At 63.5% G+C, this 25,676-nt stretch carries 25 protein-coding genes and 1 tRNA gene; 18 read left to right on the top strand and 8 right to left on the bottom strand.

Features of this window, described 5'->3' with window-relative positions; translation table 11 throughout:
• Positions 1-37: 37 nt before the first annotated feature.
• The 5 genes from KJP30_RS05570 to lpdA all read left to right on the top strand — a co-directional run bounded on the left by KJP30_RS05570 (position 38) and on the right by lpdA (position 8,078).
• Positions 38-3,340: a YhdP family protein gene (locus KJP30_RS05570; RefSeq protein WP_343222742.1), complete on the top strand. Its 3,303-nt coding sequence runs from the start codon at positions 38-40 to the stop codon at positions 3,338-3,340.
• Positions 3,341-3,357: 17 nt separating this feature from the next.
• Complete coding sequence (queA, locus tag KJP30_RS05565) at positions 3,358-4,413, top strand: tRNA preQ1(34) S-adenosylmethionine ribosyltransferase-isomerase QueA (RefSeq protein ID WP_218447991.1); 1,056 nt, start codon at positions 3,358-3,360, stop codon at positions 4,411-4,413.
• A gap of 241 nt (positions 4,414-4,654) precedes the next feature.
• On the top strand, positions 4,655-5,917 hold the full coding sequence (locus KJP30_RS05560; RefSeq protein ID WP_218447990.1) for an MFS transporter: 1,263 nt from the start codon (positions 4,655-4,657) through the stop codon (positions 5,915-5,917).
• Positions 5,918-6,022: 105 nt separating this feature from the next.
• The gene (locus KJP30_RS05555) at positions 6,023-6,604 is read left to right on the top strand and encodes a DUF924 family protein (RefSeq protein ID WP_218447989.1); all 582 of its coding nucleotides are present in this window, start codon (positions 6,023-6,025) and stop codon (positions 6,602-6,604) included.
• A 79-nt stretch (positions 6,605-6,683) separates the two neighbouring features.
• Positions 6,684-8,078: a dihydrolipoyl dehydrogenase gene (gene lpdA / locus KJP30_RS05550; protein ID WP_218447988.1), complete on the top strand. Its 1,395-nt coding sequence runs from the start codon at positions 6,684-6,686 to the stop codon at positions 8,076-8,078.
• 16 nt (positions 8,079-8,094) lie between these two features.
• Here the strand turns inward: lpdA and KJP30_RS05545 are convergent, their stop codons facing one another.
• Positions 8,095-8,586, bottom strand: coding sequence for a DUF6647 family protein (locus tag KJP30_RS05545; RefSeq protein WP_218447987.1), 492 nt, complete (start codon positions 8,584-8,586; stop codon positions 8,095-8,097).
• Between the two features lie 95 nt (positions 8,587-8,681).
• Here KJP30_RS05545 and KJP30_RS05540 point away from each other — a divergent pair, with 95 nt between their 5' ends.
• Complete coding sequence (locus tag KJP30_RS05540; protein WP_246594356.1) at positions 8,682-9,110, top strand: DUF1801 domain-containing protein; 429 nt, start codon at positions 8,682-8,684, stop codon at positions 9,108-9,110.
• Positions 9,111-9,163: 53 nt separating this feature from the next.
• On the opposite strand, the gene KJP30_RS05535 is transcribed toward KJP30_RS05540, so the two are convergent.
• On the bottom strand, positions 9,164-9,445 hold the full coding sequence (locus tag KJP30_RS05535; RefSeq protein ID WP_218447986.1) for a hypothetical protein: 282 nt from the start codon (positions 9,443-9,445) through the stop codon (positions 9,164-9,166).
• Positions 9,446-9,457: 12 nt separating this feature from the next.
• Positions 9,458-10,111, bottom strand: coding sequence for an alpha/beta hydrolase (locus KJP30_RS05530; protein WP_218447985.1), 654 nt, complete (start codon positions 10,109-10,111; stop codon positions 9,458-9,460).
• Between the two features lie 187 nt (positions 10,112-10,298).
• Between KJP30_RS05530 and iscR the strand changes: the two genes are divergently transcribed.
• From iscR to KJP30_RS05470, 12 genes are all read left to right on the top strand, one after another.
• Positions 10,299-10,763, top strand: coding sequence for a Fe-S cluster assembly transcriptional regulator IscR (gene iscR, locus KJP30_RS05525; RefSeq protein ID WP_218447984.1), 465 nt, complete (start codon positions 10,299-10,301; stop codon positions 10,761-10,763).
• Between the two features lie 99 nt (positions 10,764-10,862).
• Complete coding sequence (locus KJP30_RS05520) at positions 10,863-11,963, top strand: cysteine desulfurase family protein (protein WP_218447983.1); 1,101 nt, start codon at positions 10,863-10,865, stop codon at positions 11,961-11,963.
• 15 nt (positions 11,964-11,978) lie between these two features.
• On the top strand, positions 11,979-13,499 hold the full coding sequence (gene sufB / locus KJP30_RS05515; protein ID WP_218447982.1) for a Fe-S cluster assembly protein SufB: 1,521 nt from the start codon (positions 11,979-11,981) through the stop codon (positions 13,497-13,499).
• The gene (locus KJP30_RS05510; protein ID WP_218447981.1) at positions 13,496-13,714 is read left to right on the top strand and encodes a hypothetical protein; all 219 of its coding nucleotides are present in this window, start codon (positions 13,496-13,498) and stop codon (positions 13,712-13,714) included. The genes sufB and KJP30_RS05510 overlap by 4 nt, the downstream gene beginning before the upstream one ends.
• 17 nt (positions 13,715-13,731) lie before the next feature.
• The gene (locus tag KJP30_RS05505; protein ID WP_218447980.1) at positions 13,732-14,229 is read left to right on the top strand and encodes a cupin domain-containing protein; all 498 of its coding nucleotides are present in this window, start codon (positions 13,732-13,734) and stop codon (positions 14,227-14,229) included.
• Positions 14,230-14,385: 156 nt separating this feature from the next.
• Entirely contained in the window at positions 14,386-15,141 is a 756-nt protein-coding gene (sufC, locus tag KJP30_RS05500) for a Fe-S cluster assembly ATPase SufC (RefSeq protein ID WP_218447979.1), read from the top strand.
• The gene (gene sufD / locus KJP30_RS05495; RefSeq protein WP_218447978.1) at positions 15,141-16,418 is read left to right on the top strand and encodes a Fe-S cluster assembly protein SufD; all 1,278 of its coding nucleotides are present in this window, start codon (positions 15,141-15,143) and stop codon (positions 16,416-16,418) included. The genes sufC and sufD overlap by 1 nt, the downstream gene beginning before the upstream one ends.
• A 3-nt stretch (positions 16,419-16,421) precedes the next feature.
• Complete coding sequence (locus KJP30_RS05490) at positions 16,422-16,922, top strand: YIP1 family protein (protein WP_218447977.1); 501 nt, start codon at positions 16,422-16,424, stop codon at positions 16,920-16,922.
• Positions 16,919-17,503 (top strand): YIP1 family protein, encoded by a 585-nt coding sequence (locus KJP30_RS05485; protein WP_218447976.1) that lies wholly within the window; start codon positions 16,919-16,921, stop codon positions 17,501-17,503. Before KJP30_RS05490 ends, KJP30_RS05485 begins: the two co-directional genes overlap by 4 nt.
• Positions 17,496-18,716, top strand: a complete 1,221-nt coding sequence (locus KJP30_RS05480) for a cysteine desulfurase (RefSeq protein WP_218447975.1) — start codon at positions 17,496-17,498, stop codon at positions 18,714-18,716. Before KJP30_RS05485 ends, KJP30_RS05480 begins: the two co-directional genes overlap by 8 nt.
• 89 nt (positions 18,717-18,805) lie before the next feature.
• Positions 18,806-18,882: transfer RNA gene (locus KJP30_RS05475), tRNA-Arg, on the top strand.
• Between the two features lie 203 nt (positions 18,883-19,085).
• Positions 19,086-20,759: a sulfatase-like hydrolase/transferase gene (locus tag KJP30_RS05470; protein ID WP_218447974.1), complete on the top strand. Its 1,674-nt coding sequence runs from the start codon at positions 19,086-19,088 to the stop codon at positions 20,757-20,759.
• A 16-nt stretch (positions 20,760-20,775) separates the two neighbouring features.
• Here KJP30_RS05470 and KJP30_RS05465 read toward each other — a convergent pair whose 3' ends face one another.
• The 5 genes from KJP30_RS05465 to KJP30_RS05445 form a co-directional block, all read right to left on the bottom strand.
• Positions 20,776-21,135 carry a DUF5368 domain-containing protein gene (locus KJP30_RS05465; RefSeq protein WP_218447973.1) on the bottom strand — a complete coding sequence of 120 codons (360 nt, stop codon included), beginning with the start codon at positions 21,133-21,135 and terminating at the stop codon, positions 20,776-20,778.
• Positions 21,136-21,146: 11 nt separating this feature from the next.
• Positions 21,147-22,466 (bottom strand): NAD(P)/FAD-dependent oxidoreductase, encoded by a 1,320-nt coding sequence (locus KJP30_RS05460; protein ID WP_218447972.1) that lies wholly within the window; start codon positions 22,464-22,466, stop codon positions 21,147-21,149.
• A gap of 151 nt (positions 22,467-22,617) precedes the next feature.
• Positions 22,618-22,755: a cytochrome bd-I oxidase subunit CydX gene (gene cydX, locus KJP30_RS05455; RefSeq protein ID WP_218447971.1), complete on the bottom strand. Its 138-nt coding sequence runs from the start codon at positions 22,753-22,755 to the stop codon at positions 22,618-22,620.
• 12 nt (positions 22,756-22,767) lie between these two features.
• Positions 22,768-23,931: a cytochrome d ubiquinol oxidase subunit II gene (gene cydB, locus KJP30_RS05450; protein WP_218447970.1), complete on the bottom strand. Its 1,164-nt coding sequence runs from the start codon at positions 23,929-23,931 to the stop codon at positions 22,768-22,770.
• Between the two features lie 5 nt (positions 23,932-23,936).
• Positions 23,937-25,550 (bottom strand): cytochrome ubiquinol oxidase subunit I, encoded by a 1,614-nt coding sequence (locus tag KJP30_RS05445; protein ID WP_218447969.1) that lies wholly within the window; start codon positions 25,548-25,550, stop codon positions 23,937-23,939.
• Positions 25,551-25,676 lie beyond the last annotated feature (126 nt).

Raw genomic sequence — 25,676 nt, 5'->3', positions numbered from 1 at the left:
TGGCTAGGGAGAGTAAGACATTGGCGGCGGGCTTCCAGTGAGCAATGACAGCGAAATCGCCAAAGCGCGCAAGGGGGCGCGCAGCCTGCCACGCCGCCGGCGGCGCGGGCGGCGGCTTTTGCTGGCTGTCGCGGCGCTGCTGACGGCGCTGGGGGTGGCAGGTTATGCCATGGTCGACCGGCCCGTCGATGCCCCCGGCTGGGTGCGCGAGCGTATCGAGGCCCGCATCGCCCAGGCCTTGCCCGGCATCCGGGTCGATTTCGGCCGGATGAGCCTGCTGGTGCAATCCTCGGGGTTGGCGCGGGTCATTCTCTGGGACGTGCAGATCCGCAATCTCAACGGTGAAACCGTGGCGCAACTGTCGGACATCGAGGCGGGCCTGTCACCCACCGCGCTGCTGAACGGGCAGGTGGAACTGCGCGAGGCGCAGGTGTCCGGTGCTTTCGTCACCCTGCGGCGGGACCGCGAGGGGCGGCTGGGTCTGGCGCTTGGCGATGCCTTTTCCGAAGGGGCCGAGATGCCCTATTTCGGCCAGATCATGACGACGGTCGATGAGATCATGGCCGATCCGCGCCTTGCCGGGCTCAAGGTTTTCGAGGCGGACGCGCTGACGCTGCGCTACGAGGATCAGCGCGCCCGGCGCGGCTGGACCGCCGATGGCGGCCGGATGCGTCTTGCACGCGAAAACGGCGACTTGCGGCTGACCGGTGACGTGGCCCTGCTGGCGGGCGGCGACGGGGTCGCCACCGTCGAGGTCGAGGCGCAAAGCCCGATCGGTCGGCCCAGCATTGATTTCGGCATCCTTCTGCACGGGCTGGCCTCGCGCGATATCGCCACGCAAAGCCCGGCGCTGGCCTGGCTTGAGGATCTCGATGCGCCGATCTCGGGGGCGCTGCGTTCGGGGGTGGACGACGAGGGGCGGCTGCAACCGCTGGAGGCCTCCTTGCAGATCGGCAAGGGCGCGCTGCAACCCACTGCGGCCACCCGCGCGCTGCCTTTCGATTCGGCCGAGACCGCCTTTACCTATGCGCCGACCGAGGGCCTGTTGCGGTTCCAGCGGATTCGCATTGCCTCGCCTCTGGGGCAGGTCACGGCGGCCGGAACCGCGCGGCTGAACGGGATCGAAACCGGCTGGCCGCAGGGGCTGACCGGTCAGTTTTCGCTCAGTAATCTTGCACTGGCCGAGGGGGCGCTGCTGGAACGCGCGGTCAGCCTGTCGGGGGCCGAGGCGGCCTTCAAGGTGCGGCTGGATCCATTCGAGGTCACGCTGGGCGAATTGCGCCTGACCGATCCCGATTATCCGCTGCGCGCCAAGGGCACGCTGTCGGCACAAAGCGACGGCTGGCGGCTGGCGCTGGACACGCGCATTGCTGAAACCACGCCTGAACAGGTCATGAGCTTCTGGCCGGCGGATCTGCATCCCGGCCCGCGCCGCTGGGTGGAAAACAACGTCAAGAGCGGACGCCTGCACGACATCCAGTTTGCCCTGCGTGCCGATCCGGGGGCAACCCGGCCCAGCACCTACATCGATTTCGCCTTTTCGGAGGGGCTGGCCACGATCAACCCCAACCTGCCGGAACTGACCGACGCGTCCGGGCGGCTGACGATTTACGGCGGGCGGCTGGGCCTGCGGCTGACCGGCGGCACCACCGACGGCGGGCGCGGTCCCATCGACCTCAGCGGCACGGAATTTGTGATCCCCGACCTTGGCCAACGACCCGCGGTCGGAGAAATCCGTCTTGCGGCGCAAAGCGGTATCACCGAGGCGCTGGCCTATCTCAACAACGACGCATGGCGGCTGATGGACAAGGCGGACCGCACCGTCGACATGGCCAGCGGGCGGGCGCAGATGACCGGTCGCATCGCCTTGCCGCTGATCCGCGGGCTGACCTTTGCCAAGGTGGCGCTGGATCTCAAAGGAACATTGCGCGACGTGGATGCGCCCACCGCGATCCCTGGCAAGCCGCTGACCGCCGACCGGCTGGCGCTGAGCATCACCAACGAGTCCGTGGCGCTGGAAGGCGCGGTTCTGGTCGACGGGGTGCCCGCCACGGGCCGCTGGGCGCGCCCCTTCACGGGCAGCGGCGGCGAGGTCGATGCCGAGGTCACGCTGACCCCCGACAGCATCGCGGCATTGGGGATCGGCCTGCCACCGGGCACCGTGCGCGGCAGTGGCAAGGGGATCCTGCGCATCGACATGCCGCGCGGCGCTCCGGCGCGGTTTTCCGTGACCAGCGATCTTGACGGGCTTGGCCTGTCGCTGCCGCAACTCGGGTGGGATCTGCCCCCCGCCAGCCGTGGCCGGTTCGAGGTTGCCGGCACCCTTGGCGCGGTCCACACCATCGACCGGCTGGAACTGGAGGGCGCGGGGCTTCAGGCCGAGGGACGCGTTCTGCTGACCCGGAGCGGCGGGTTTGACCGGCTGGAGCTGGAGCGGCTGGTCGTGGATGACTGGATGGACATCGCCGGCACACTGCGCGGGCGCGGTGCCGATACGGTGCCCGCGGTCGAGATCGCCAGCGGACGGATCGACATGCGCAGCGCGCCCTTCACGTCCAGTTCGGGCGGCGCCGGCAGCGCCGGGGCGGGTGGCGGCGGTGCGCCGCTGTCGCTGTCCCTCGACAGTTTGCGGCTGACCGACAGCATCGTGCTGGAGGAGTTTCGCGGCGATTTCGACACCAATCGCGGGCTGGACGGGAGGTTCGACGCCAAGCTGGGCGGGCGGGCCGATGTGCAGGGCTTTGCCGTGCCGCAGGCGGCGGGAACGGCTTTCCTGATCACCGCCGAAGATGCGGGGGACGTGCTGCGCGGCGCGGGCTTGCTGCGGACGGTCAGCAACGGCACCTTCCGGCTGGATCTGGCCCCGGTGCGCGGACAAACCGGCAGCTACGACGGTTTCCTGCAAATTCAGGGCACGCGGTTGCGCAAGGCCCCGGCCATCGCCGCGCTGCTGGATGCGGTCAGCATCGTCGGCCTGCTGGATCAGCTCAACGGCCCGGGGATCTTCTTTACCGATGTCGAAGCCCGCTTTCGCCTGACACCGACCCGCGTGATCGTCAGCCGGTCCAGCGCGGTCGGCCCGTCGATGGGGATCTCGCTGGACGGCTACTACGATCTTGAAAGGGGCCGGATGGACATGCAGGGCGTGCTGTCGCCGATCTACCTGCTCAATGGCGTCGGTCAGATCTTTTCCCGTCGCGGTGAGGGGCTGATCGGTTTCAATTTCAACCTGCGCGGCGCCCCGGACAATCCGCGCGTGACGGTGAACCCGCTTTCGGCCTTCACCCCCGGCATGTTCCGTGACATCTTCCGCCGGCCCCCTCCCAAGCTGTCACAGTGATTCCAACGGGTTGACCCATGAAGCTCAGCGATTTCGATTTCGATCTGCCCGAAGGTCTGATCGCCACCCGGCCCGCACGCCCACGGTCTTCGGCGCGGCTGCTGGTGGCCGAAGGTGATCTGATCACCGATGCAACTGTCATCGACCTGCCGGACTGGCTGCGCCCGGGCGACCGCCTGGTGCTGAACGACACGCGGGTGATCCCGGCCCGGTTGCAAGGCCTGCGGCGCCGATCCTCCGAAGCCGGCCAAACAGAGGCGCGGATCGAAGTCACCCTGCTGGAACCTGCGGCCGATGGCACATGGACGGCGCTGATCAAACCGCTGAAAAAGGTGCGCGACGGCGAAGAAATCATCTTTTCCAATGGCCTGAGCGCCACTCTTCAATCGCGCAGTGAAGGGCAGGGCCAGTTGCGCTTCAACCTTCAGGGCGCGGATTTCGACGCCGCGCTCAACGCTGCGGGTGCCATGCCTCTGCCGCCCTATATCGCCGCCAAACGGCCTGCGGACGACCGCGACCGCGAAGATTACCAAACCGTCTGGGCGCGGAATTCGGGCGCGGTCGCGGCTCCTACGGCCTCGCTGCATTTCGATGACGCCCTGCTGGCCGCCCTGCGGGCGCGCGGCGTCGCCTTCACCCATGTCACGCTGCATGTGGGCGCGGGAACCTTCCTGCCCGTCAAGGTCGAGGACGTGACCACCCACAAAATGCACGGCGAATGGGGCGAGGTTTCGGAACAGGCCGCAGAAGAAATCGCCGCCACCCGGGCCGAGGGCGGCCGCGTCATCCCGGTGGGCACCACTGCGCTGCGCCTGATCGAAACCGCCGCGCGCGGCGGTGCCATCGCCCCGTTCAGGGGCGTGACCGATATTTTCATCTATCCCGGGTTCACCTTCCACGTGGCCGATGCTCTGATGACCAATTTTCACCTGCCCAAATCGACGCTGATGATGCTGGTCTCGGCCCTGATGGGGCCCGAGCGGATCCGCAAGATCTACGCCCATGCCATCGCCGAAAACTATCGTTTCTTCTCCTATGGCGACGCCTCCCTGCTGATCCCGCCCGCCCGCTGAACGCGGGGTCCGGGCTTCTTCTTGGCGGAAATACTCCGGGGGAGTCTCCCGGCGCGAGACGGGGGCAGAGCCCCCATGCCCGGCTGCCGAAATCCCCGGCGTCGCGGCAAAAAACGCGCGGCAATTCGCTTTTCCACGCCCGGGATGCTTTCACAGCGACACAGAATCGTGCAGGGCGTCGCCAACGGCCATCCTGCGGCTGCGCGCTGCCGTCAGTCTGGAAACGCGAAAGGACAGACCATTGCTCTATGTGCTGAAAAACTCCTGGGCGCTATTGCTCGGCATGTTGCTCCTGATGATCGGCAACGGGCTTCAGGGCTCTTTGCTGGGCGTGCGCGGTGCGGCGGCGGGGTTTTCCGCGGGCACCATGTCGATCGTCATGGCGGGGTATTTCGCCGGGTTCCTGCTGGCGTCGCGCACCGTTCCGGGCATGATCCGGCGGGTCGGGCACGTGCGGGTTTTTGCGGCGCTGGGGTCTTTTGTCTCGGCGGTGCTGATCCTGTTCCCGGCGGTGCAGGACCCGATTGCCTGGACCGTGGGGCGGCTGGTGCTGGGTTTCTGTTTTTGCGGCGTCTACGTGACCGCCGAAAGCTGGCTGAACAATGCCGCTGACAACGAAACGCGCGGCCAGACGCTTTCGGCCTATATGATCGTTCAGATGCTGGGCATCATCGCCAGCCAGGCGCTGCTGGTGGTGCCCGATGTATCCGGGTTCCTTTTGTTCGTCATTCCTTCGGTGCTCGTTTCCATATCGTTTGCGCCTATTTTGCTGTCGATTTCACCGACACCGGCCTTCGAGTCCTCCAAGCCGATGACCCTTCGTGAGCTCTATGGCGTGTCTCCGCTGGGCATGGTGGGCATGTTCCTTCTGGGGGGGGTCTTTGCGGCGCAATTCGGCATGGCGGCGGTCTATGGCACCGAGGTCGGCCTGACCCTTGGACAGATCTCGATCTTTGTGGCCTCTTTCTATGTCGGCGCTTTGGTGCTGCAATATCCGCTGGGTTGGCTGTCGGACCGGATGGATCGGCGCAAGCTGATTATGGTCGTGGCGGCGGCGGGGGCCGCTGCGGCGACGCTGGCCACCGTGTCGGGTGGCACTTTCACCGTTTTGATGGGGGCGGCCTTTGTCATCGGTGGATGCTCCAACCCTCTGTATTCCTTGCTGATTGCCTATACGAACGACTTTCTTGAACCCGAAGATATGGCCAGCGCCTCGGCGGGGCTTCTGTTTGTCAACGGGCTGGGCGCGATTGCCGGTCCGCTGATCATCGGCTGGGTGATGGAAGCCGCCGGGCCGCAGGGCTTCTTTATGCTGATCTTCACGCTGCTTGCCTTGATGGCGCTTTACGCGCTGTACCGAATGACGCAGCGGGCTGCGCCCTCTGTCAGTGACACGGGGGCCTATGCCCCGGTCATGCCGTCGGCGACCCCGGTCGCCGTCGAAGTGGCGCAGGAATACTTCATCGACCACCAGGACGAAGAGGGGGAGGAGACCTCTCAGTGAGGACTTGCTGTCAGAACCTGTCAGAATTCGTGATTTGGGACCGGCAAGGCTTCGCGCAATAATATTTCGCGGTGGAGTGATCAACGGGTGACAGAGGAGAGCAAGATGAGCACGCCCGACGACATACTGGCCTTTTGGCTGGACGAGGTGGGCCCCAAGGGCTGGTACGCCAAGGACGATGCGCTGGACGCGGAGATCGCACAGCGTTTTGGTCCCGCGCTGGAGGGGCTGATGCAGGGCCGTTATGGTCTGTGGCTGACCTATCCTTCGGGTGCGTTGGCCTATATCATTCTGGCAGACCAGTTCCCGCGCAACATGTACCGCGAGGACGCACGCGCCTATGCTGCGGACGAAATCGCCCGGGCCGCGGCCAAACAGGCGATCCACCGTGGCTGGGACATGAAGATTGACGTGCCCGCGCGGCAGTTCTTTTACCTGCCGCTGTCGCATTCCGAGAATCTCTGCGATCAGGACCGATGTGTGCGCCTGATCAAGGAGCGGATGCCCGAGGCCGAAGGCAACCTGCTGCATGCCCGCGCGCACCGCGAGGTGATCCGCATGTTCGGACGGTTCCCGCATCGCAATGCCGTGATGGCGCGCAATACCACCGAGCCCGAGCAGGGCTTTCTGGATGCCGGCGGTTATGGTGCGACGCTGCGGGAATTGCAGCAACGTCTGGCTGCATGACAGCGGGCTGCGCGGGGTGATTGCCCCGGGTGCGGCGACGGGCTAGCCTCCCTGCAAGGCAAGTGCAGGGAGGAACGGCATGACCGCGCAACGCTTTGACATGGTGGTGATCGGCGCCGGGCCCGGTGGGTATGTGGCGGCGATCCGCGGCGCGCAACTGGGCCTGAAAGTGGCCGTGGTCGAGCGTGAGCACATGGGCGGCATCTGCCTGAACTGGGGCTGTATCCCGACCAAGGCGATGTTGCGTTCCGCCGAGGTGTTCCACCTGATGCAGCGCGCGGGTGATTTCGGGCTCAGGGCCGAGGGGTTGGGCTATGACCTTGACGCAGTTGTCAAACGGTCGCGCGGGGTGGCCAAACAGCTGAATTCGGGCGTGGGCCATCTGCTGAAAAAGAACAAGGTCACGGCGATCATGGGCCGCGCGCGGCTGGATGGTCCGGGGCGGGTGCTTGTCACGACCGACAAGGGCGAACAGGTGTTGGAGGCGGCCAACATCGTACTGGCCACCGGCGCGCGGGCGCGCGAACTGCCGGGCCTTGAGGCAGACGGCAAGCGGGTCTGGACATACAAGCACGCGCTGGTGCCGCCGCATATGCCGAAAAAGCTGCTGGTGATCGGGTCTGGTGCCATCGGTATCGAATTTGCCAGCTTTTACAACACGCTGGGCGCCGATGTCACGGTGATCGAGGTGATGGACCGTATTCTGCCGGTCGAAGATGCCGAGATCGCGGCATTTGCCAGGAAGCAGTTCGTCAAGCAGGGGATGACGATCCTCGAAGGTGCTATGGTCACGCAGTTGGACCGGGGCGCCGACGAGGTTGTGGCGCATGTGGATAAAAATGGGGAAAAGTCAAAAATATCCGTGGATACGGTGGTTTCCGCTGTGGGTATTGTTGGAAATGTCGAAGATCTGGGATTGGAGGAACTGGGCGTTCGCGTCGAGCGGACCCATGTGGTGACGGACCCGATGTGCCGCACCGGGGTTCCCGGCGTCTTTGCCATTGGCGATCTTGCCGGTGCGCCATGGCTTGCGCACAAGGCCAGCCACGAAGGTGTCATGGTGGCCGAATTGATCGCGGGCGGTCAGCCGCATGCGGTCGACCCCGACAGCATCGCCGGTTGCACCTATTGCCAGCCACAGATCGCCAGCGTCGGGCTGACCGAGGCAGAGGCCATAGCGGCAGGGCACAATATCCGCGTTGGGCGTTTTCCCTTCATCGGCAACGGCAAGGCCATCGCCTTGGGCGAACCCGAGGGCATGGTGAAAACCATCTTTGACGCGCAAACCGGTGCCCTGTTGGGCGCGCATATGGTCGGGGCCGAGGTGACAGAGCTGATCCAGGGCTACGTGGTGGGCCGCCAGTTGGAAACCACCGAAGAGGACCTGATGCAGACGGTTTTCCCGCATCCGACCCTCAGCGAGATGATGCACGAAAGCGTTCTGGACGCATGGGGCCGCGCGATTCATTTCTGAGCCTGCCGGCCCGTGGTCAGTCCATCCAGGGTTCAGGGTTGCCGCAGGTCGAAACCAAAGCACCAAAGACATACAGCATCACAGCGTCCCGTTCGTGCCCGTTGCGGCGCAGATAGGCGGCCTGCGCGGCATATGCCTCGTACTCCATGGCGGCGCGGCAGTCGGGCAGGCCATTGTCGCGATGCTGGGCCAAGTGAACCAGTTCATGCAACAGCACGCTTTGCCCCCATGCGGTCGTCAGGTCCAGATCCGCGGCCAAAGCGATGGTGCCGCTGTCCGGCAGGTATTCGCCAAGCTGCGCCTCCGGGTTGGTTCCGGCAGCGGGCAGGCTGCGCGTGATGCGTGGACAGGTGGCGGGCGGGGCATAGCCGCTGAGCAATGTCAGTTCGGCCCCAAGCGCCTGCGCCACGGCGCAGGGAGTCATGTGATCTGAAACCTCGATCGCGGCGGCGGGCCCTGCAATCAGCAGGGCGGCAATAAGAAAAGGGTGTGAGTGGCGGTTGGTCATGTAAACTATAGTCTAGTGTCACAAAACTTTCACAAAGCTGAAAGCGCCAATCCGTGTTCCTATACGAATGAACGGCTGAAACAGGAGGCAGACCCTTGGCGGATCGCATGACCGTGCCCTCGGATGTCCCGGTGGCAGAACTTCTGAAAACGGTGGACCCGGTGCGACGACGGGAAGACGCGGTGCAACTGGATCGGTTGTTCCGGCAGGTGACGGGATGGGAACCGGTGCTGTGGGGGACGTCCATCGTGGGCTATGGACGCTATGCCTATACCTATGCCAGCGGCCATTCCGGGCAGAGCCTTGCCACCGGTTTTGCTCCGCGCAAGGCCAATATGGTTGTCTACATCATGCCGGGATACGCCGATTTCGCCGAGATCCTCGGGCGGTTGGGGCCGCATCGTCTGGGCAAGTCGTGCCTTTACCTTGGCGCGATTGCCAAGGTCGATCTGGATGTTCTGGCAGAGTTGATCCGCGCGGGCCTTGCCGACCTGGGCAGCCGTTGGGATATTACCCCAAGCTGACGTCTTACATCAGTTTCGTGAGGTAATTTCTTGATATTGTGTGGAAAAGAAAGTCAGAGATCTTCGTTGTCCGACCCCGGCGCCAGCGCCTTGGGCGCTGTTTCACCGCGTTTCCTTGCTTCGAGCGCGCGCTTGACGTGATCGTTCAGGAAGTTCCGCGCCCGCCTTTCGGCAAGGCGGATGCGGACGGCGGCGCGAAAGATTTCTTCGGACGAGGGCGAAGACGCCCCCAGAACCTTGGCCACCTGCTCGGGAAGGTTTTCATCCCCCAAGGCGTCCATCGCCTTGATCGTATCGCGGGCGAGCTTGTCGGCCAGATCATCAACGACGGACATGGGGGCCTCTGCTTAGCGAGTGTTCTCGGTCAGGCGCCGCTTGACGTAGCCGGTGACCGAGTCGATCAGCGTGTCCATATGCGGCTCTTCGAAGAAGTGGCCGGAACCATCGACCTCTTCATGGGTGATCTGGATGCCCTTCTGCTCGTGCAGTTTGGACACAAGCGAGCGCGTGTCCGCGGGCGGAGCCACGCGGTCATTGCTGCCGTTGATGATCAGACCCGAGGACGGGCAGGGCGCAAGGAAGCTGAAGTCATACATGTTCGCCGGGGGCGAGACCGAGACAAAGCCGGTGATTTCCGGGCGGCGCATCAGCAGCTGCATGCCGATCCATGCCCCGAAAGAGAACCCGGCCACCCAGCAATGCTTGGAGTTCTGGTTCATCGACTGGAGATAATCCAGCGCCGAGGCGGCGTCGGACAATTCGCCCACGCCTTGATCATATTCGCCCTGGCTGCGTCCGACGCCGCGGAAGTTGAAGCGCAGCACGGTGAAGCCCATGTTGTAAAAGGCGTAATGAAGGTTGTAGACCACCTTGTTGTTCATGGTCCCGCCGAATTGCGGATGCGGATGGAGCACGATGGCAATCGGCGCATCGCGGTCCTTCTGCGGGTGGTAGCGGCCTTCGAGGCGGCCTTCGGGTCCGGGAAAGATGACCTCGGGCATGGGGCGGAGTTGCTCCTTCACAATGGCTTTGGCCGGGGTGAATCACGGCCTGCCTGATATTCTTGACCAAAACACGCGGCTACTTTAGAAAGCTTCTAAACCAGCGCGGGCGTGATCCGGGCTGCGAAGCAGATAGGCAATTGGGCGGTCAAGGTCAATTGCCACGGCACGTGGGGGCGAGATAGCCGTGAAACTGAGCACCAAGGGGCGCTATGCAATGGTGGCGCTGGCAGATATTGCGTTGCAACCCGACGGCGACCTGGTGACGCTGGGGGATATCTCGCGGCGGCAGGATGTGTCGCTGCCGTATCTTGAACAGCTGTTCGTGAAGCTGCGCCGGGCCGGTCTGGTGGAGTCGGTGCGCGGTCCGGGCGGGGGGTATCGCCTTGCGCGCCCGGCGACCGAGATTCGCGTGGTCGAAGTTCTGGCCGCCGTCGACGAGACGGTGGATGCGATGCACAAGGGGGCCGGGGCCTCGGGCGCGCTGTCGGGCAGTCGGGCGCAATCGCTGACCAACCGCCTGTGGCAGAGCCTGTCGGCGCATGTCTATGTCTTTCTGCATCAGGCGCGGTTGTCGGATGTGATCGAGAACACGCTGGCGCCTTGCCCGGCGGTGCCGTCGATCTTTGCCGTGGTTGACGATGAACGCTGATCGCCGGTCTGGCGGCATGCGGGGGGGGGCTCTGCCCCCCTGCGCTGGCGCGCATTCCCCCCGGGATATTTTCGGACAGAAGAAGCCGGGAGCGGAGGAATGAGCCGGGTCTATCTGGATCATAACGCGACAACCCCTCTGCGCGCAGAGGCGCGCGAGGCGATGTTGCGGGCCATGGACGTGGTCGGCAATCCTTCGTCGGTTCATGCCGAGGGTCGGGCGGCCAAGGGGCTGGTCGAGGCGGCGCGGGCGCAGGTGGCGGCATTGGTGGGCTGTTTGCCGACGCAGGTTGTTTTTACCGGGTCGGCCACCGAGGCGGCGGCGTTGGCCGTGGCGCAGAAGGAGCGGCACGGCGGCGATTTCGCGGCCTTGGCCACCGAACACGATTGCTTCGCCGCCTGGAGCGCGGTGGATTTGCCGAGCCCGCATCCTGTGGCGGGACCGGTGCCCGAGACAGTGGACAATCTGGCGCGGGGCCGCCTGTTGGCGGTGTCGGCGGCCAACAGCGAAACCGGGATCACCTTTGGCGGTGAGGTGGTGGCCTCGCCCGAGGGGGGCGCCGTGGTTTGCGACATCACCCAGTTGGCCGGCAAGGTGGCGCCGCGCTATCCCGGCGGGCGCAAGCCGGCCTATATGATCCTGTCCGCGCATAAGATCGGTGGGCCCAAGGGTGTGGGTGCGTTGATCAATTTCACCCGTGACGATCCGCAGCCGATCCTGCGCGGCGGCGGGCAGGAAATGGGGCGGCGGTCCGGGACGGAAAATGTCATCGGCATCGCTGGATTCGGGGCCGCCGCCGAGGCGGCGCGGCATGACGTTGAGGCAGGCGCATGGGCCCGTGTGGAAAAACTTAGAAACATTCTAGAAGAATCTCTTGAGGCTGCCTCCGACGTGACTATTTTTGTCGGGAAAGATTCGCCGCGTCTGCCGAACACCACCTGTTTCGCCACCCCCGGATGGAAGGGCGAAACGCAGGTCATGCAGATGGATCTGGCGGGCTTCGCGGTCAGCGCGGGGTCGGCCTGTTCAAGCGGCAAGGTGCGCCGGAGCCGTGTGCTCGAGGCGATGGGATACGAAGAAGACGTGTCAAGCTCGGCCATCAGGGTGAGTCTTGGCCTGGATACAACCGAAGACGACGTGTCGCGGTTCTGCGCGGCATGGATCGGCAAGTACAAGCGGCACCGCGACAGGGCCGCGTGAGAGGAAGGGAACCCGATGGCGGCTTTCGAAGAAGTGACGGTCAAGGAGGGTGTCGACCAGGAGACCGTGGATGCGGTCAAATCCGTTGGCACCTACAAGCACGGCTGGGACACCGACATCGAGATGGAATATGCCCCCAAGGGGCTGACGCCGGATATCGTTCGGCTGATCTCGGAAAAGAATGACGAGCCGCAGTGGATGACCGACTGGCGGCTGGCGGCCTATGACCGCTGGGTGCAGTTGAAAGAACCGGACTGGGCCATGGTCGACTATCCGGAAATCGATTTCCAGGATCAGTATTACTACGCCCGCCCCAAGAGCATGACGGAAAAGCCCAAGTCGCTGGACGAGGTCGATCCGAAACTGTTGGCGACCTATGAAAAGCTGGGTATCCCGCTGAAAGAGCAGATGATCCTTGCCGGGGTCGAGGGCGCCGAGAACATGCCCGCCGAGGGGCGCAAGGTGGCCGTGGACGCGGTTTTCGATTCCGTGTCGGTGGGCACCACCTTTCAGGCGGAGCTGAAGAAAGCGGGCGTGATCTTTTGCTCGATCTCCGAGGCGATCCGCGAACATCCCGAGCTGGTCAAGAAATACCTGGGTTCGGTGGTCCCGGTGTCTGACAACTTCTATGCGACGCTGAACAGCGCCGTTTTCAGCGACGGGTCGTTTGTCTACGTGCCGCCGGGCGTGCGCTGCCCGATGGAGCTGTCGACCTATTTCCGCATCAACGCCGAAAACACCGGCCAGTTCGAACGCACGCTGATCATCGCCGACAAGGGCAGCTATGTCAGCTATCTGGAAGGCTGTACCGCCCCGCAGCGGGATACCGCGCAGCTGCATGCCGCCGTGGTCGAGATCATCATCGAGGAAGACGCCGAGGTGAAATACTCGACGGTCCAGAACTGGTATCCGGGCAACGAGGAAGGCAAGGGTGGCATCTACAACTTTGTGACCAAGCGCGCGGATTGCCGTGGCGACCGGTCCAAGGTGATGTGGACGCAGGTCGAAACCGGCAGCGCGGTGACGTGGAAATACCCGTCCTGCATCCTGCGCGGCGACGAAAGCCAGGGCGAGTTCTATTCCATCGCCATCACCAACAATCACCAGCAGGCCGATACCGGCACCAAGATGGTGCATCTGGGCAAGAACACGCGCTCGCGCATCGTGTCCAAGGGCATCAGCGCTGGCGTGGCGCAGAACACTTATCGCGGCCTTGTGTCCATGCACCCCAAGGCCAAGAACAGCCGCAACTACACCCAGTGTGACTCGTTGCTGATCGGTGACAAATGCGGGGCGCATACGGTGCCCTACATCGAGGTCAAGAACAACTCGAGCCGGGTGGAACACGAGGCGACCACGTCCAAGGTGGACGACGACCAGCTGTTCTATTGCCGTCAGCGTGGCATGGACGAGGAAGAGGCGGTGGCCCTCGTGGTCAACGGCTTCTGCCGCGACGTGCTGCAGGCACTGCCGATGGAATTCGCCATGGAAGCGCAACAGCTTGTGGCGATCTCGCTGGAAGGATCGGTGGGGTGAGCCTGTCGCGGGCAGGCAAGGTGGTCGTGGCGGTGACCGGCGTGTCTTTTGCGCTGGCGCTGTCCGCGGGACTTGGGTGGCACGAGCCGGCGCTGGCCGCCGGTCCGCGGTTCGACCCGCCCTTGCTGCCCGGACTGGACATTGCCGCCGCGCAGAACGTCCGCGAGTGTGTTGCGCCCCTGTTCATGCCGCGTTTCTGCGGTTGGTGGATGTAGGACCCGAGGGAAACGCGATGAAACCGGTTGTGAACATTCACGAGGCCGAGGCGATGGATTTCGCGGGCGGCGACGGCGAGAAATTCGCCGCGCGCATCGCGCCCATCGGCGAGGTCATCGGGTCCACCGGTCTGGGCGCGATGTATGTCACGGTCGAGCCGGGCAAACGCGCCTTTCCTTTCCACAACCATCTGGGCAATGATGAGCTGTTCGTGATCCTTGAAGGCACCGGAACCTATCGCTTTGGCGAGCAGGAGCATCCGGTCAAACCGGGGGATGTCTGTGCCGCGCCGCGCGGCGGGCCGGACAAGGCGCATCAGCTGATCAATACCGGTGACGTGGCGCTGCGGTACCTTGGCATCGGCACCATGGGCGACCCGGATATCGTGGAATATCCCGACAGCGGCAAATACTCGGCCATGGCCATCGCGCCCGGCAAGGATTGGTGGAATGCCCACCTGAAGGTGATCGGCAAGCGGGAGACGCAGGTCGATTACTGGGAGGGCGAACTGTGACCCGGTACAAAAGTTTCGCCCCGCAGAAACCTGCGGTCCGCGACGGAAAAGATGACTTCAACACCATGCTGACGGTCTCGGCCACGGGCGCCCCTGCGGCGGCCGTCTGAGCCAAGGCCAGCCGCCGTTGCGGCGAAAGACTTGAGAGGAAGAAAAATGCTGGAAATCAAAAACCTGCACGTCAAACTTGAAGAAGAGGACAAGCAGATCCTCAAAGGTGTCGACCTGACCGTCGAGGCGGGCAAGGTCCATGCGATCATGGGGCCGAACGGGTCGGGCAAATCGACCCTGTCCTACGTTCTTTCGGGCCGCGACGGCTATGAGGTGACCGACGGGTCGGCCACGCTGGAAGGCGACGACCTGCTGGACATGGAAGTGGAAGAGCGCGCCGCGGCGGGCCTGTTCCTTGCGTTCCAGTACCCGGTCGAGATCCCCGGTGTTGGCAACATGACCTTCCTGCGCACGGCGGTGAACGCGCAGCGCAAGGCGCGCGGCGAAGAGGAAATGTCCTCGGCCGAGTTCCTCAAGGTGATCCGCGCCAAGGCGAAGGACCTCAAGATCGACGCCGAGATGCTGAAGCGTCCGGTCAACGTCGGTTTCTCGGGCGGTGAGAAAAAGCGCAACGAAATCCTTCAGATGGCCATGCTGGAACCCAAGATGTGCATCCTGGACGAGACCGACTCGGGTCTTGACGTGGACGCGATGAAACTGGTGGCCGATGGCGTGAACGCGCTGCGCGACGAGGGCCGGGGTTTCCTTGTCATCACGCACTATCAGCGGCTTCTGGACCACATCAAACCGGACGTTGTGCACATCATGGCCAATGGCCGTATCATCAAAACCGGTGGCCCCGAGCTGGCGCTTGAGGTCGAACAGAACGGTTATGCAGACATCCTTGCGGAGGTGGCGTAATGGCGCTGCCGCAAGCAAAGCAGGACGCAACCGAGGCGCGGATTGACGCGCTGGTGTTGCCCGAAGGCGGCTGGGCCGAAACGGCCCGGCGCGAGGCGCTGGCGCGGGTGCGGGCTATGGGCCTGCCGGGCGCGCGCGACGAATACTGGAAGTACACCCGACCCGACACTCTGGTCGCTGCAGAGGCCCCAAAGGCCAGCGTGTTCGCCCATGACGAAGCGCCGCTGTTCAACGACCGCGACCGCCTGAAGATCGTCTTTGTCGATGGCGTGTTCTCGGCCGAGGATTCGGATGATCTCAGCCTTGAGGCGGTCACCATCGACCGGCTGGCCGATGCAAAAGATATTCATTGGGCCAAGGGCTTGTACGGCGAACTTGAAGCGCGCGGCCAGGTGCCGGTGGCGCGCCCTCTGGCGGCGCTGAACACCGCTTTTGCCACTGACGGGCTGCTGATCCATGTGACCGGCAAACTGTCAAAGCCGATCAGCCTGATCTATCGCCATGTCTCGGACAGCTCGGACGCGATGCTGCATCATGTCATCAAGCTGGACGCGGGCGCGGAGGCGACGATCCTTGAAAACGGCCCGGCGGCGGCGCGTTTCAACAAATGCATGGAGATCGACATCGCCGAGGGTGCCAAGCTGCACCACATCCGTGCTCAGGGCCGCGACCACGAACGCCGCGCGGCGACGCATATCTTTGCGCGGCTGGAGAAAGAAAGCGTTTTCAAGAGCTTCACGCTCACTGTTAATGGCGTTCTGACCCGCAACGAGGTTGTGGTCGAATTTACCGGTGACGATGCGGTGGCGCATGTGGCCGGGGCCTGCATGGGCGACGGCGCGTTCCATCACGACGATACGGTCTTTGTGACCCATGACGCGGTGAATTGCGAAAGCCGGCAGGTGTTCAAGAAGGTGCTGCGCAACGGTGCGACCGGCGTCTTTCAGGGCAAGATCCTTGTCAAACCGGACGCGCAGAAAACCGACGGTTACCAGATCAGCCAGTCGCTGTTGCTGGACGAGGACAGCCAGTTCCTTGCCAAGCCCGAGCTGGAAATCTACGCCGATGACGTGGCCTGTTCGCATGGCTCCACCTCTGGTGCGATCGACGAGGATGGGCTGTTTTACTTGCGGGCGCGGGGTGTGCCGCGTGGCACCGCCGAGGACCTGTTGACCATCGCCTTCATCGCCGAAGCGGTGCAGGAGGTCGAAGACGAGAGCCTGCAAGAGGAACTGGTGGATCGCGTGGCGGCCTGGCTGGCACGGCGGCGCGGCTGAGCCGTGCCCGTCACCCGTGATATCGCGGCCAGCTATCGCAGGCCGGGACAGGTGCTGCGCGGCCTGATGGCGCGCGGCGCCTCGGAACCGCGGGCGCTGGCCTATCTGATGGGCGCCTGCGGGGTGATGTTCGTCGCGCAATGGCCCCGGCTGGCGCGCGAAGCGCATTTGCAGGACACTGAACTGCAACCGGCGCTTGGTGGCGCGCTGCTGGCGACCATGTTGTTCCTGCCGCTGATCTTTTACGTCGTTGCCGGGCTGGTACAGCTGGTATCGCGGGCGGTTGGCCGCACGGTGACGGGCTATGACGCCCGTTTGGCGCTGTTCTGGGCGCTGCTTGCGGCCTCGCCACTGGCGCTGCTGAACGGGCTGGTGGCTGGTTTCATCGGGCCGGGCGGCGCGCTGACGCTGGTTGGCGTGGCATGGTTTGCGGCGTTCCTGTGGTTCTGGAGCACCGGCCTGCGTGAGGCGCGGCGCATCGCGACAAGCGGAGTGGCGGCGTGACGCTGGACGGCTTTCTGCGACTTGCGGCACAAAGCGTGACCAACCCGCGTGAGGTTGCCGCGCTTTTATTGTCGATCCGGCCCAACCGCGAAGCGCTGTGGACCGCCTTTGCGCTGGTCGTGGTTCTGAACGCGCTGTTGTTTTCGGCCTCGATCCTGGTGGACCCGTCCAGCGTTCCGCCGTTTCTGTCCAGTCCCGTAGCCTTTCTCGTGATGCAGGGCGGGGCGCTTGCGGCTTCGATCCTTGCGCTGACATGGGTGGGCCGGATGTTCGGTGGCCGGGCCAAGGTCGAGGAAATCGCGCTTTTGCTGATCTGGATGCAGGGGCTGCGGGTGCTGGTTCAGGCCGCGACACTTCTGCTGGTGCCGGTCTCGCTGTCGCTGGCGGGGCTGTTGACCATGGTGGCCACCGGGCTGGGCGTCTGGATCGCGGTCAATTTCATCGACGAAGCGCATGGGCTGGGCGGGCTCTTGCGTGCCTTGGCCGTCTTGGTATTGGGGATGTTGGCAATGGCCTTTGCCGTGTCGATCTTGCTGACCCTTGCCGGGGTCTCACCGGAAGGGATGAGCGATTATGTATGATGTAGAGACGATCCGCGCCGATTTTCCGATCCTCTCGCGCGAGGTGAACGGCAAACCGCTGGTGTACCTCGACAATGGTGCTTCGGCGCAAAAGCCGCAGGTGGTGATCGACGCGGTGACCAAGGGCTATGCCGAGGAATATGCCAACGTCCACAGGGGGTTGCATTATCTGTCGAACCTTGCGACCGAGAAATACGAGGGCGTGCGCGAGGTGATTGCGCGGTTCCTCGGGGCGAAAGATCCCGAGGAAATCGTCTATACCACCGGTACGACCATGGGCATCAACCTTGTCGCCTATGGCTGGGCCATGCCCAATTTGCAGCCCGGGGACGAAATCGTCCTGTCAGTGATGGAACATCACGCCAACATCGTGCCATGGCATTTCCTGCGCGAACGGCAAGGCGTTGTCATCAAATGGGTCGATGTGGATTCGACCGGTTACCTTGACCCGCAAAAGGTGATCGACGCCATCGGCCCGCGCACGAAACTGGTGGCGGTCACGCAGGTGTCCAACGTCTTGGGCACGGTGGTCGATGTAAAGGCGATCTGCGAAGGCGCACGGGCCAAGGGCGTTCCGGTGTTGGTCGACGGGTCGCAGGCGGCGGTTCATATGCCGGTCAACGTCGAAGAAATCGGCTGTGATTTCTATGCCATCACTGGGCACAAACTGTATGGGCCCTCGGCCTCGGGGGCGATCTGGATTCGCCGCGCCCGCATGGACGAAATGCGCCCCTTCATGGGCGGCGGCGACATGATCCGCGAGGTCCACAAGGACGAGATCACCTGGAACGATCCGCCGATGAAGTTCGAGGCCGGCACGCCCGGTATCGTCCAGCAGATCGGCCTTGGCGTCGCGCTGGAGTATATGATGAGTCTGGGGATGGAAAACATCGCCGCCCATGAATCGCGGCTGCGTGATTACGCGGTGTCGAAACTGGGCGGGCTGAACTGGTTGTCGGTGCAGGGCACGACACCGGACAAGGCGGCGATTTTCTCCTTCACGATGGAGGGGGCAGGGCATGCGCATGACATCTCGACCATCCTCGACAAAAAGGGCGTCGCGGTGCGGGCAGGGCATCATTGTGCCGGGCCTTTGATGGATCACCTTGGTGTCACGGCCACCTGCCGCGCGTCCATGGGTCTGTACAACACCGAAGGTGAGATCGACGCGCTGGTCGAGGCGCTGGAACTGGCGCACGAGCTGTTTGGCTGAACGCGATGCGGGGCGATGCAATTGCATCGCCCTTTTGCATCAAACCCCCATTGCGGCGCAGTTTATGAGCCGCTATAGAAGCCTGCGAAGCACCCATAGCTCAGCTGGATAGAGCGCTGCCCTCCGAAGGCAGAGGTCTGAGGTTCGAATCCTCATGGGTGCGCCAAATTTCCCTTACATTCCGCTAGATGATCGGCCCTTTGGGCGGTTGCTGGTCCGTCATGGGCGTTTGGTCAAAAGCCTGCGCCTTGCGGCATCGGATTTCGACGATTTCGTTGCGCGCCGAAACCCGGTACAGCTTGTGCCGAATTGGGGAGGAAAGGGGCCAACCGGGGGCGCATATGCGTGGCCTTGGGGGGCGGGCGGATCATGGCAAAAGCAAAGAACATCCTGTTCATCATGTTTGACCAACTGCGCTGGGATTACCTGAGCTGTTATGGGCACAAGACATTGCACACGCCCAATATCGACCGGCTGGCGGCGCGCGGGGTGCGGTTTGACCGCGCCTATATCCAGTCACCGATCTGCGGGTCGTCGCGCATGTCCACCTACACGGGCCGCTATGTTCACAGCCATGGCGCAAGCTGGAACGGTATCCCGCTGAAAGTGGGAGAGGTCACGCTAGGCGATCACCTGCGCAAGGCGGGCATGTCCTGTCACCTTGTCGGCAAGACGCATATGCGGGCGGATGCCGAGGGGATGGCGCGGTTGGGGCTGGAGCCGGACAGCCTGATCGGCGCGCGGGTGGCGGAATGCGGCTTTGACGTCTTTGAGCGCGACGACGGGATGCTGCCCGAGGGACCGGACGGGCCTTACGATCCGAACGGTGCCAAGGAATACAACGCCTACCTGCGCGCCAAGGGATACGAGAGCGACAACCCATGGCATGACTTTGCCAATTCCGGGCTCGACGAGGATGGCAATGTCCTGTCCGGCTGGTTCCTCAAACACGCACGCGAGGCGGCGAATATCGCCGAAGAGGACAGCGAAACCCCCTATCTGACCGGGCGCGGCATCCAGTTCATGGAACAGGCCGAGGGGCCGTGGTGCTGTCATCTCAGCTATATCAAGCCGCACTGGCCCTATATCGTGCCCGAACCCTATGCCAGCATGTATGGGCCCGAGGACGTGCAAGAGGTCATCCGTTCGGATGCGGAACGCGAGGACACGCATCCGGTGCTGCGCGCCTTCATGGACACCCGCGTGGGCGAAGCGTTTTCCCGGGCCGAGGTGCGCGACGCGGTGATCCCGGCCTACATGGGACTTATCAAACAGGCGGACGACCAGATGGGGCGCTTGTTCGACTGGATGGAAAAGACCGGACGGATGCAGGACACGCTGATCGTGCTGACATCGGACCACGGCGATTTTCTTGGCGATCACTGGATGGGGGAAAAGACCTTTTTCCACGACACATCGACCCGTGTGCCGCTGATCGTCTACGATCCTTCGCCCGAGGCGGACTCTACGCGCGGCACCGTCTGTGATGCACTGGTCGAATCCATCGACCTTGCCCCGACCTTTGTCGAGGTCGCGGGGGCGGAACCGGCCTATCACGTGCTGGAGGGCGAAAGCCTGCTGCCGATCCTGCATGGCGAACGCACCGGCACGCGGCGCGACTATGCGATCTGCGAATACGACTATTCCGGCTCGCCGGTGGCGGCGCTGATGCAGGCGCCGGTGCGGGACGCGGTGATGTTCTGCCTGATCGACGACCGCTGGAAGCTGATTCATTGCGAGGGCGGCTATCGCCCGCTGCTGTTCGATCTTCGCAACGATCCGCAGGAACTGGTGGATCTGGGCGACAGCGCCGACTATGCCGAGGTCATTTCCGGACTGTATGACAAGCTGTTTGCATGGACACGCCGCCCTTCGCAACGCACCACCCGGTCCGAGGCGCAACTGATGGAGATGCGCCGGAAATCCGGGAGGCGCGGCGTCGTTCTGGGGGTCTATGACGAAAATGATACCCCGCTGGAACTGACCGTTCACTATCGCGGACGCAAGGCACCGGACATGAAGGGCGGGCCCGCCAAAGGGTAAGCGCCGCCTTTGCCGGTTAGCGCCGGTCGGTGTGCGGGGCCGCGATCAGCGATTGCACCGTGTAAACAAGGATCGCCAATCCCACGGCCCCCGCCAGCGCGATGCCAAGAAAGACGATCACATCCACCGGGCCACCAAGGTTGGCCAGTTTGGAATGCGTCATGTGCAGCACGAACCAGACCGCCGCCACTGCTCCGATGGGCATGGAAAGTTGCGCCAGCAGGAACTTTCGCCAGCTGATCGACCGGTCGCGGATCAGAACGTAAAGATAGGCCAGCGTGACCAAAGCAGCCGCCACGACCATGGCCCAGAACAGGCCCTTGCCAAAGATTTCCTCAAAGACCGCAAGGATGGTGCCGAATGTCATGTCTTTCATGGTCTGTCTCCTCAGGCGCGGCCACGCAGCATGGCGTTGTAGGTGGCTTTCAGCGCAACCTCTTTCATCAGCCAGCTGATCCACAGCTCTTCCAGCGGGGCGATGATCCCGGGGAACGAGGGCACAAGGTTGTTGTCATAGTCGAATTCGACCAGCATCGCGCGGCCAACGCGGGTGATCATCGGGCAGGACGTGTAACCGTTGTAGGTTTCCACCGGGTCGCGGTCGGCGATGGCGGCGACCAGCCCGTCTTCGACCACGGGCACTTGCCATTTCACGCTGGCGGCGGTCTTGCCCTTGGGGACGCCGGCCACGTCTCCAAGCGCCCAGATCCTGTCATAGCGCAGATGGCGCAGGCTGGCCTTGTCACACTCGACCCAGCCTTGATCGGTCCATTTGTCAGCCCATGACAAGCCCGACTGGCGGATCACTTCGGGCGCACGCTGGGGTGGGATGACATGGAGATAGTCATAGTCTATTTCGACCCTGGATCCCGATTGGTCGACAAACTGCGCCTTTTTCGCGCCCGCGTCGATGGCGTGCAGCCGGTGATTCATGGCCGTGTCGATGCCGCGATCCCCGAACAGCATCCGCAATTTCTCGGCCACGATTGGCACGCCGAACAGCGTCTCCTGTGGGGCGGCATAGACAAAATGCGCCTTGCCCCGGGTGCCCTTGGTCCGCGCGATATCGTCGATCAGAAAGGTGTGTTTCAGCGGTGCGCCCGCGCATTTCATCTCGGTCTGCGGGCGGGTAAAGATGCCGGTGCCGCCGGTTTCGGCAAAGGTCTGCGCGGCCTTCCACGTGGCTGCGGCATATTGCGGCCCGGCATAAAGCGCGCCGATGCCATTCCGCCCGACCATGTCCAGCGAAAACCCTTCGATGGCGTCATGGTCCAGCACCAGCCCCGGTGCCACCACAAGAAAATCATAAGAAAGGGTCTGGCCGCTGTCTGTCGACACGGTCTGTGCTTCGGGGTCGATGGCCGCGGCCCGTTCCGGGACAAGCGTCACCCCGTCCGGCAGCCAGTCGGTCGTTTTCGACACCACGTAGCTTGCAGGTTTCAGCCCGGCTGCGACGAGCGACAGGCCGGGCTGATACAGGTGGTTCGCGCGCGGGTCCAGCAGGGTGATCCGCGCGCCCTCCAGCCGTCTGACAAGCCGGTTGGCCAGCGCCGTGCCCCCGGCACCTGCGCCGATGATAATGATCTTGGCTGTCGTGGGCAGGCGCGGCGCTGCGTTTGCGGAACCGCCTGTCAGGGCCATCGCACTGGCCCCGGCACCAAGCGCCAGAACGGCCCGCCGCGACCGGTTGTGGATCGGGTGTGTCATTTGTCTTCTCCGTGAGGGCTGTGTGAACAGCACTGGCCGGGCGGGCGCGGCGCAGAGCCTGCGCGGGCCGGGCCGATGTCGGGGCCGGATCCCGGCCTGATGGCAAGAGATCCGGCGAAACGGGGGGGGAAGGGACAAGGCCCCCCGTGTCTCAGCGATGATGTTCTCCGACGGGGCAGTCGCCTTCTTCGGTGAAACAGGCGTCGGTCCGCAGTTCCAGCCACATCGCGTTCAACACGGCGAAACCGGCGGCCAACGGCAGGCCAAGGGCCCATGCAAAATACCACATCTCGGGATCTCCTCAGTACACAGTGTCTGCATTTTCAGTGACTTGGCTATCTGTGACCTTGCCCCAGAGCACCCGGTAGACCCACGCGGTGTAGGCAAGGATCAGCGGCATGAAGATCACCGTGGCCACCAGCATGATGAACAGGGTCTGGTGGGAACTGGAGGCATCCCAGACCGTAAGCGAACTGTTCGGATCGACGGTCGAGGGCAGGACAAAGGGGAACATGGTCAGGCCGACGCTGGCGATGATCCCGGTGATGCCCAGTTTCGACCACAGAAGGGTCGAGACTTCGCGGCCAGCCCGCAGCCCCCGCACCGCCATGGCGATCCCCGCAAAGCCCATCAGCGGTGCCGCGACGATCCATGGCCGCAGGGAATAGGCGGCCAGCCAAGAGCCTCCGCGCGTCACTTCGGAATACAGCGGGTTCGACGGGCCGTTGGGCACAACCTCGTTCACCAGCGCAAAGCCATCGACCCCGATCGCCAGCCAAAGCCCCGCAAGGGCATAGCCGGTGGCGGCGACAAGCCCGGCCCTTGTGCCGATGGTGCGGGCGCGTTCGGCCACTTTGCCCTCGGTCTTGAGGCTGAGCCACGCGGCACCATGCATCAACAGCATCGACAGGGACACCACGCCCGCCAACAGCGCAAAGGGGCGCAGCAGGCCAAGGAACTTTACCGCGACATTGCCATCATACATGGGCATCAGGTCGTCGGTCAGGTGAAAGGGCACCCCCAGCAAAACATTGCCCACGGCGACGCCGAACAGCAGGGCAGGAACAGCGCCGCCGGCAAACAGAGCCCAGTCCCAGCGCGCACGCCAGCCGGCGCTGTCCCGCTTGGAGCGGTACTTGAACGCCACGGGGCGGACGATGAAAGCGGCCAGCACCACGAACATCGCAAGGTAAAAGCCGCTGAACGACACTGCGTATAGCGGCGGCCATGCGGCAAAGATCGCGCCGCCGCCAAGGATGAACCAGACCTGGTTGCCTTCCCAGACGGGACCAACGGTGTTGATGGCCACGCGGCGTTCCACGTCCGTCTTGGCGACGAAGGGCAGCAAGGCGCCCACCCCCATGTCGAACCCGTCCGTCAGGGCAAATCCGATCAGCAGCACGCCCAGCAGCGCCCACCAGATGACACGCAGCGTGTCATAGTCGATCAATTCATAAAGGATCATGTCCGTTACTCCGCAGGGGTGGCAGACGCGGTCGGCTCACCGGGCATCTGGCGCAGTCGCGCCTCGTGGCGTTGCTGCCATGCATTGGTTTCTTCGACGTCCTGGAACGGGCCTTTGCGAATGTATTTGACCATCAGGCTCATCTCGATGACGAAGAGCACCGTGTAGAAGGTGACAAAGCCCGCCAGCGTGATCAGCAGATCGGCTACGCTCAGATGGCTGGCGGACAGGGCCGTGGGCAAGACGCCATCCACGGTCCATGGCTGGCGCCCGAACTCGGCCACGAACCATCCCAGTTCGGCGGCCAGCCATGGTGTCGGGATGATGGCCACCGCGGCATAAAGCGACCAGCGCGGGAACTGCATGTTCCGAAACGAAGCGCGGTAGAAGAAATAGGCCATGACCGCGATAAAGCTGAAGCCAAGCGCCACCATGATCCGAAAAGCCCAGAACAGAGGCGCGACGCCGGGGATCGTGTCATCGGCGGCCTGTTTGATCTGCGTGTCTGTCGCGTCGCGCGGATCATCGACGTATTTCTTCAGCAGAAAGGCAAAGCCCAGATCGTCCGAGTGTTCCTCGAAACTGGCGCGGACATCGGCGGGGGCGGCATCGCGGGCCTCGCGGATGGTCATCAGCGCGTCATAGGCGATGATGCCGCGCCGGATCTTTGCCTCGGCTTCGATCACAAGGTCATTGATGCCGGGGATTTCCTCGGTCAGCGACCGGGTTCCGATCAGGCCCATGGCCCAGGGGATGTGCACCGCGTAGTGGGTTTCGCGTGCCTGCTTGTCCGGCAGACCGACCAGCGTGAAAGAGGCGGGGGCCGGTTCGGTTTCCCACATCGCCTCGATCGCGGCGAGCTTCATCTTTTGGGTGTGGCTGGCGGAATAGCCGGATTCGTCGCCCAGAACGACCACCGACAGCGCCGAGGCAAGGCCAAAGGCCGAGGCCACCGCGATGGAACGGCGCGCAAGATCCTTGTGCCGGTTCTGGATCAGGTACAGCGCCGATACACCAAGGACAAAGACGGCGGCGGTCACATAGCCGGCGCTGACGGTGTGTACGAATTTCGCCTGTGCCACCTCGTTGAAGACCACGTCAAAGAACGAGGTCATTTCCATCCGCATGGTGTCTGGGTTGAATTGCGCGCCCACCGGGTTCTGCATCCAGCCATTGGCGATCAGGATCCAGAGCGCGGAGAAATTCGATCCGATGGCCACCAGCCAGGCGACAACCGCGTGCTGCACCTTGGTCAGCTTGTCCCAACCAAAGAAGAACAAGCCGACAAAGGTCGCCTCGAGGAAGAAGGCCATCAAGCCTTCGATCGCCAGCGGCGCGCCAAAGATGTCGCCGACATAGTGGCTGTAATAGCTCCAGTTCATGCCGAACTGGAATTCCATGGTGATGCCGGTGGCGACGCCGAGGACAAAGTTGATCCCGAACAGCGTGCCCCAGAATTTTGTCATCTGCCGCCAGATGGGGCGGTTTGTCATGACATAGACGGTCTCCATGATCGCGACGAGGATCGACAGACCCAGCGTCAGCGGCACGAAGAGAAAGTGATACATGGCCGTCATCGCAAATTGCAGGCGCGACAGCTCGACCAATCCGATCTCCATTTTCGGGGCTCCTTGAGCAATGCATTTATTCCGCATCATGGATGCGGATTAATGCGGCTTATATTCCTTTTGCGATATGTGTTCTTGATCTGGGTCAAAATCGACATCATGGCTGCGGAATAATTC

Source organism: Antarctobacter sediminis (genome assembly GCF_019218285.1).
In the GTDB taxonomy this organism is placed as follows: Bacteria; Pseudomonadota; Alphaproteobacteria; order Rhodobacterales; family Rhodobacteraceae; genus Antarctobacter; species Antarctobacter sediminis.
This window is presented reverse-complemented; position numbering and strand designations above follow the sequence as displayed.

Excerpts from the sequence above, each read along its gene's own strand:
- queA (WP_218447991.1), top strand. The coding sequence starts at position 3,358 with ATGAAGCTCAGCGATTTCGATTTCGATCTGCCCGAAGGTCTGATCGCC.
- KJP30_RS05555 (WP_218447989.1), top strand. The coding sequence starts at position 6,023 with ATGAGCACGCCCGACGACATACTGGCCTTTTGGCTGGACGAGGTGGGC.
- lpdA (WP_218447988.1), top strand. The coding sequence starts at position 6,684 with ATGACCGCGCAACGCTTTGACATGGTGGTGATCGGCGCCGGGCCCGGT.
- KJP30_RS05545 (WP_218447987.1), bottom strand. The coding sequence starts at position 8,586 with ATGACCAACCGCCACTCACACCCTTTTCTTATTGCCGCCCTGCTGATT.
- KJP30_RS05535 (WP_218447986.1), bottom strand. The coding sequence starts at position 9,445 with ATGTCCGTCGTTGATGATCTGGCCGACAAGCTCGCCCGCGATACGATC.
- KJP30_RS05530 (WP_218447985.1), bottom strand. The coding sequence starts at position 10,111 with ATGCCCGAGGTCATCTTTCCCGGACCCGAAGGCCGCCTCGAAGGCCGC.
- KJP30_RS05520 (WP_218447983.1), top strand. The coding sequence starts at position 10,863 with ATGAGCCGGGTCTATCTGGATCATAACGCGACAACCCCTCTGCGCGCA.
- sufB (WP_218447982.1), top strand. The coding sequence starts at position 11,979 with ATGGCGGCTTTCGAAGAAGTGACGGTCAAGGAGGGTGTCGACCAGGAG.
- KJP30_RS05505 (WP_218447980.1), top strand. The coding sequence starts at position 13,732 with ATGAAACCGGTTGTGAACATTCACGAGGCCGAGGCGATGGATTTCGCG.
- sufC (WP_218447979.1), top strand. The coding sequence starts at position 14,386 with ATGCTGGAAATCAAAAACCTGCACGTCAAACTTGAAGAAGAGGACAAG.
- sufD (WP_218447978.1), top strand. The coding sequence starts at position 15,141 with ATGGCGCTGCCGCAAGCAAAGCAGGACGCAACCGAGGCGCGGATTGAC.
- KJP30_RS05480 (WP_218447975.1), top strand. The coding sequence starts at position 17,496 with ATGTATGATGTAGAGACGATCCGCGCCGATTTTCCGATCCTCTCGCGC.
- KJP30_RS05470 (WP_218447974.1), top strand. The coding sequence starts at position 19,086 with ATGGCAAAAGCAAAGAACATCCTGTTCATCATGTTTGACCAACTGCGC.
- KJP30_RS05465 (WP_218447973.1), bottom strand. The coding sequence starts at position 21,135 with ATGAAAGACATGACATTCGGCACCATCCTTGCGGTCTTTGAGGAAATC.
- KJP30_RS05460 (WP_218447972.1), bottom strand. The coding sequence starts at position 22,466 with ATGACACACCCGATCCACAACCGGTCGCGGCGGGCCGTTCTGGCGCTT.
- cydX (WP_218447971.1), bottom strand. The coding sequence starts at position 22,755 with ATGTGGTATTTTGCATGGGCCCTTGGCCTGCCGTTGGCCGCCGGTTTC.
- cydB (WP_218447970.1), bottom strand. The coding sequence starts at position 23,931 with ATGATCCTTTATGAATTGATCGACTATGACACGCTGCGTGTCATCTGG.
- KJP30_RS05445 (WP_218447969.1), bottom strand. The coding sequence starts at position 25,550 with ATGGAGATCGGATTGGTCGAGCTGTCGCGCCTGCAATTTGCGATGACG.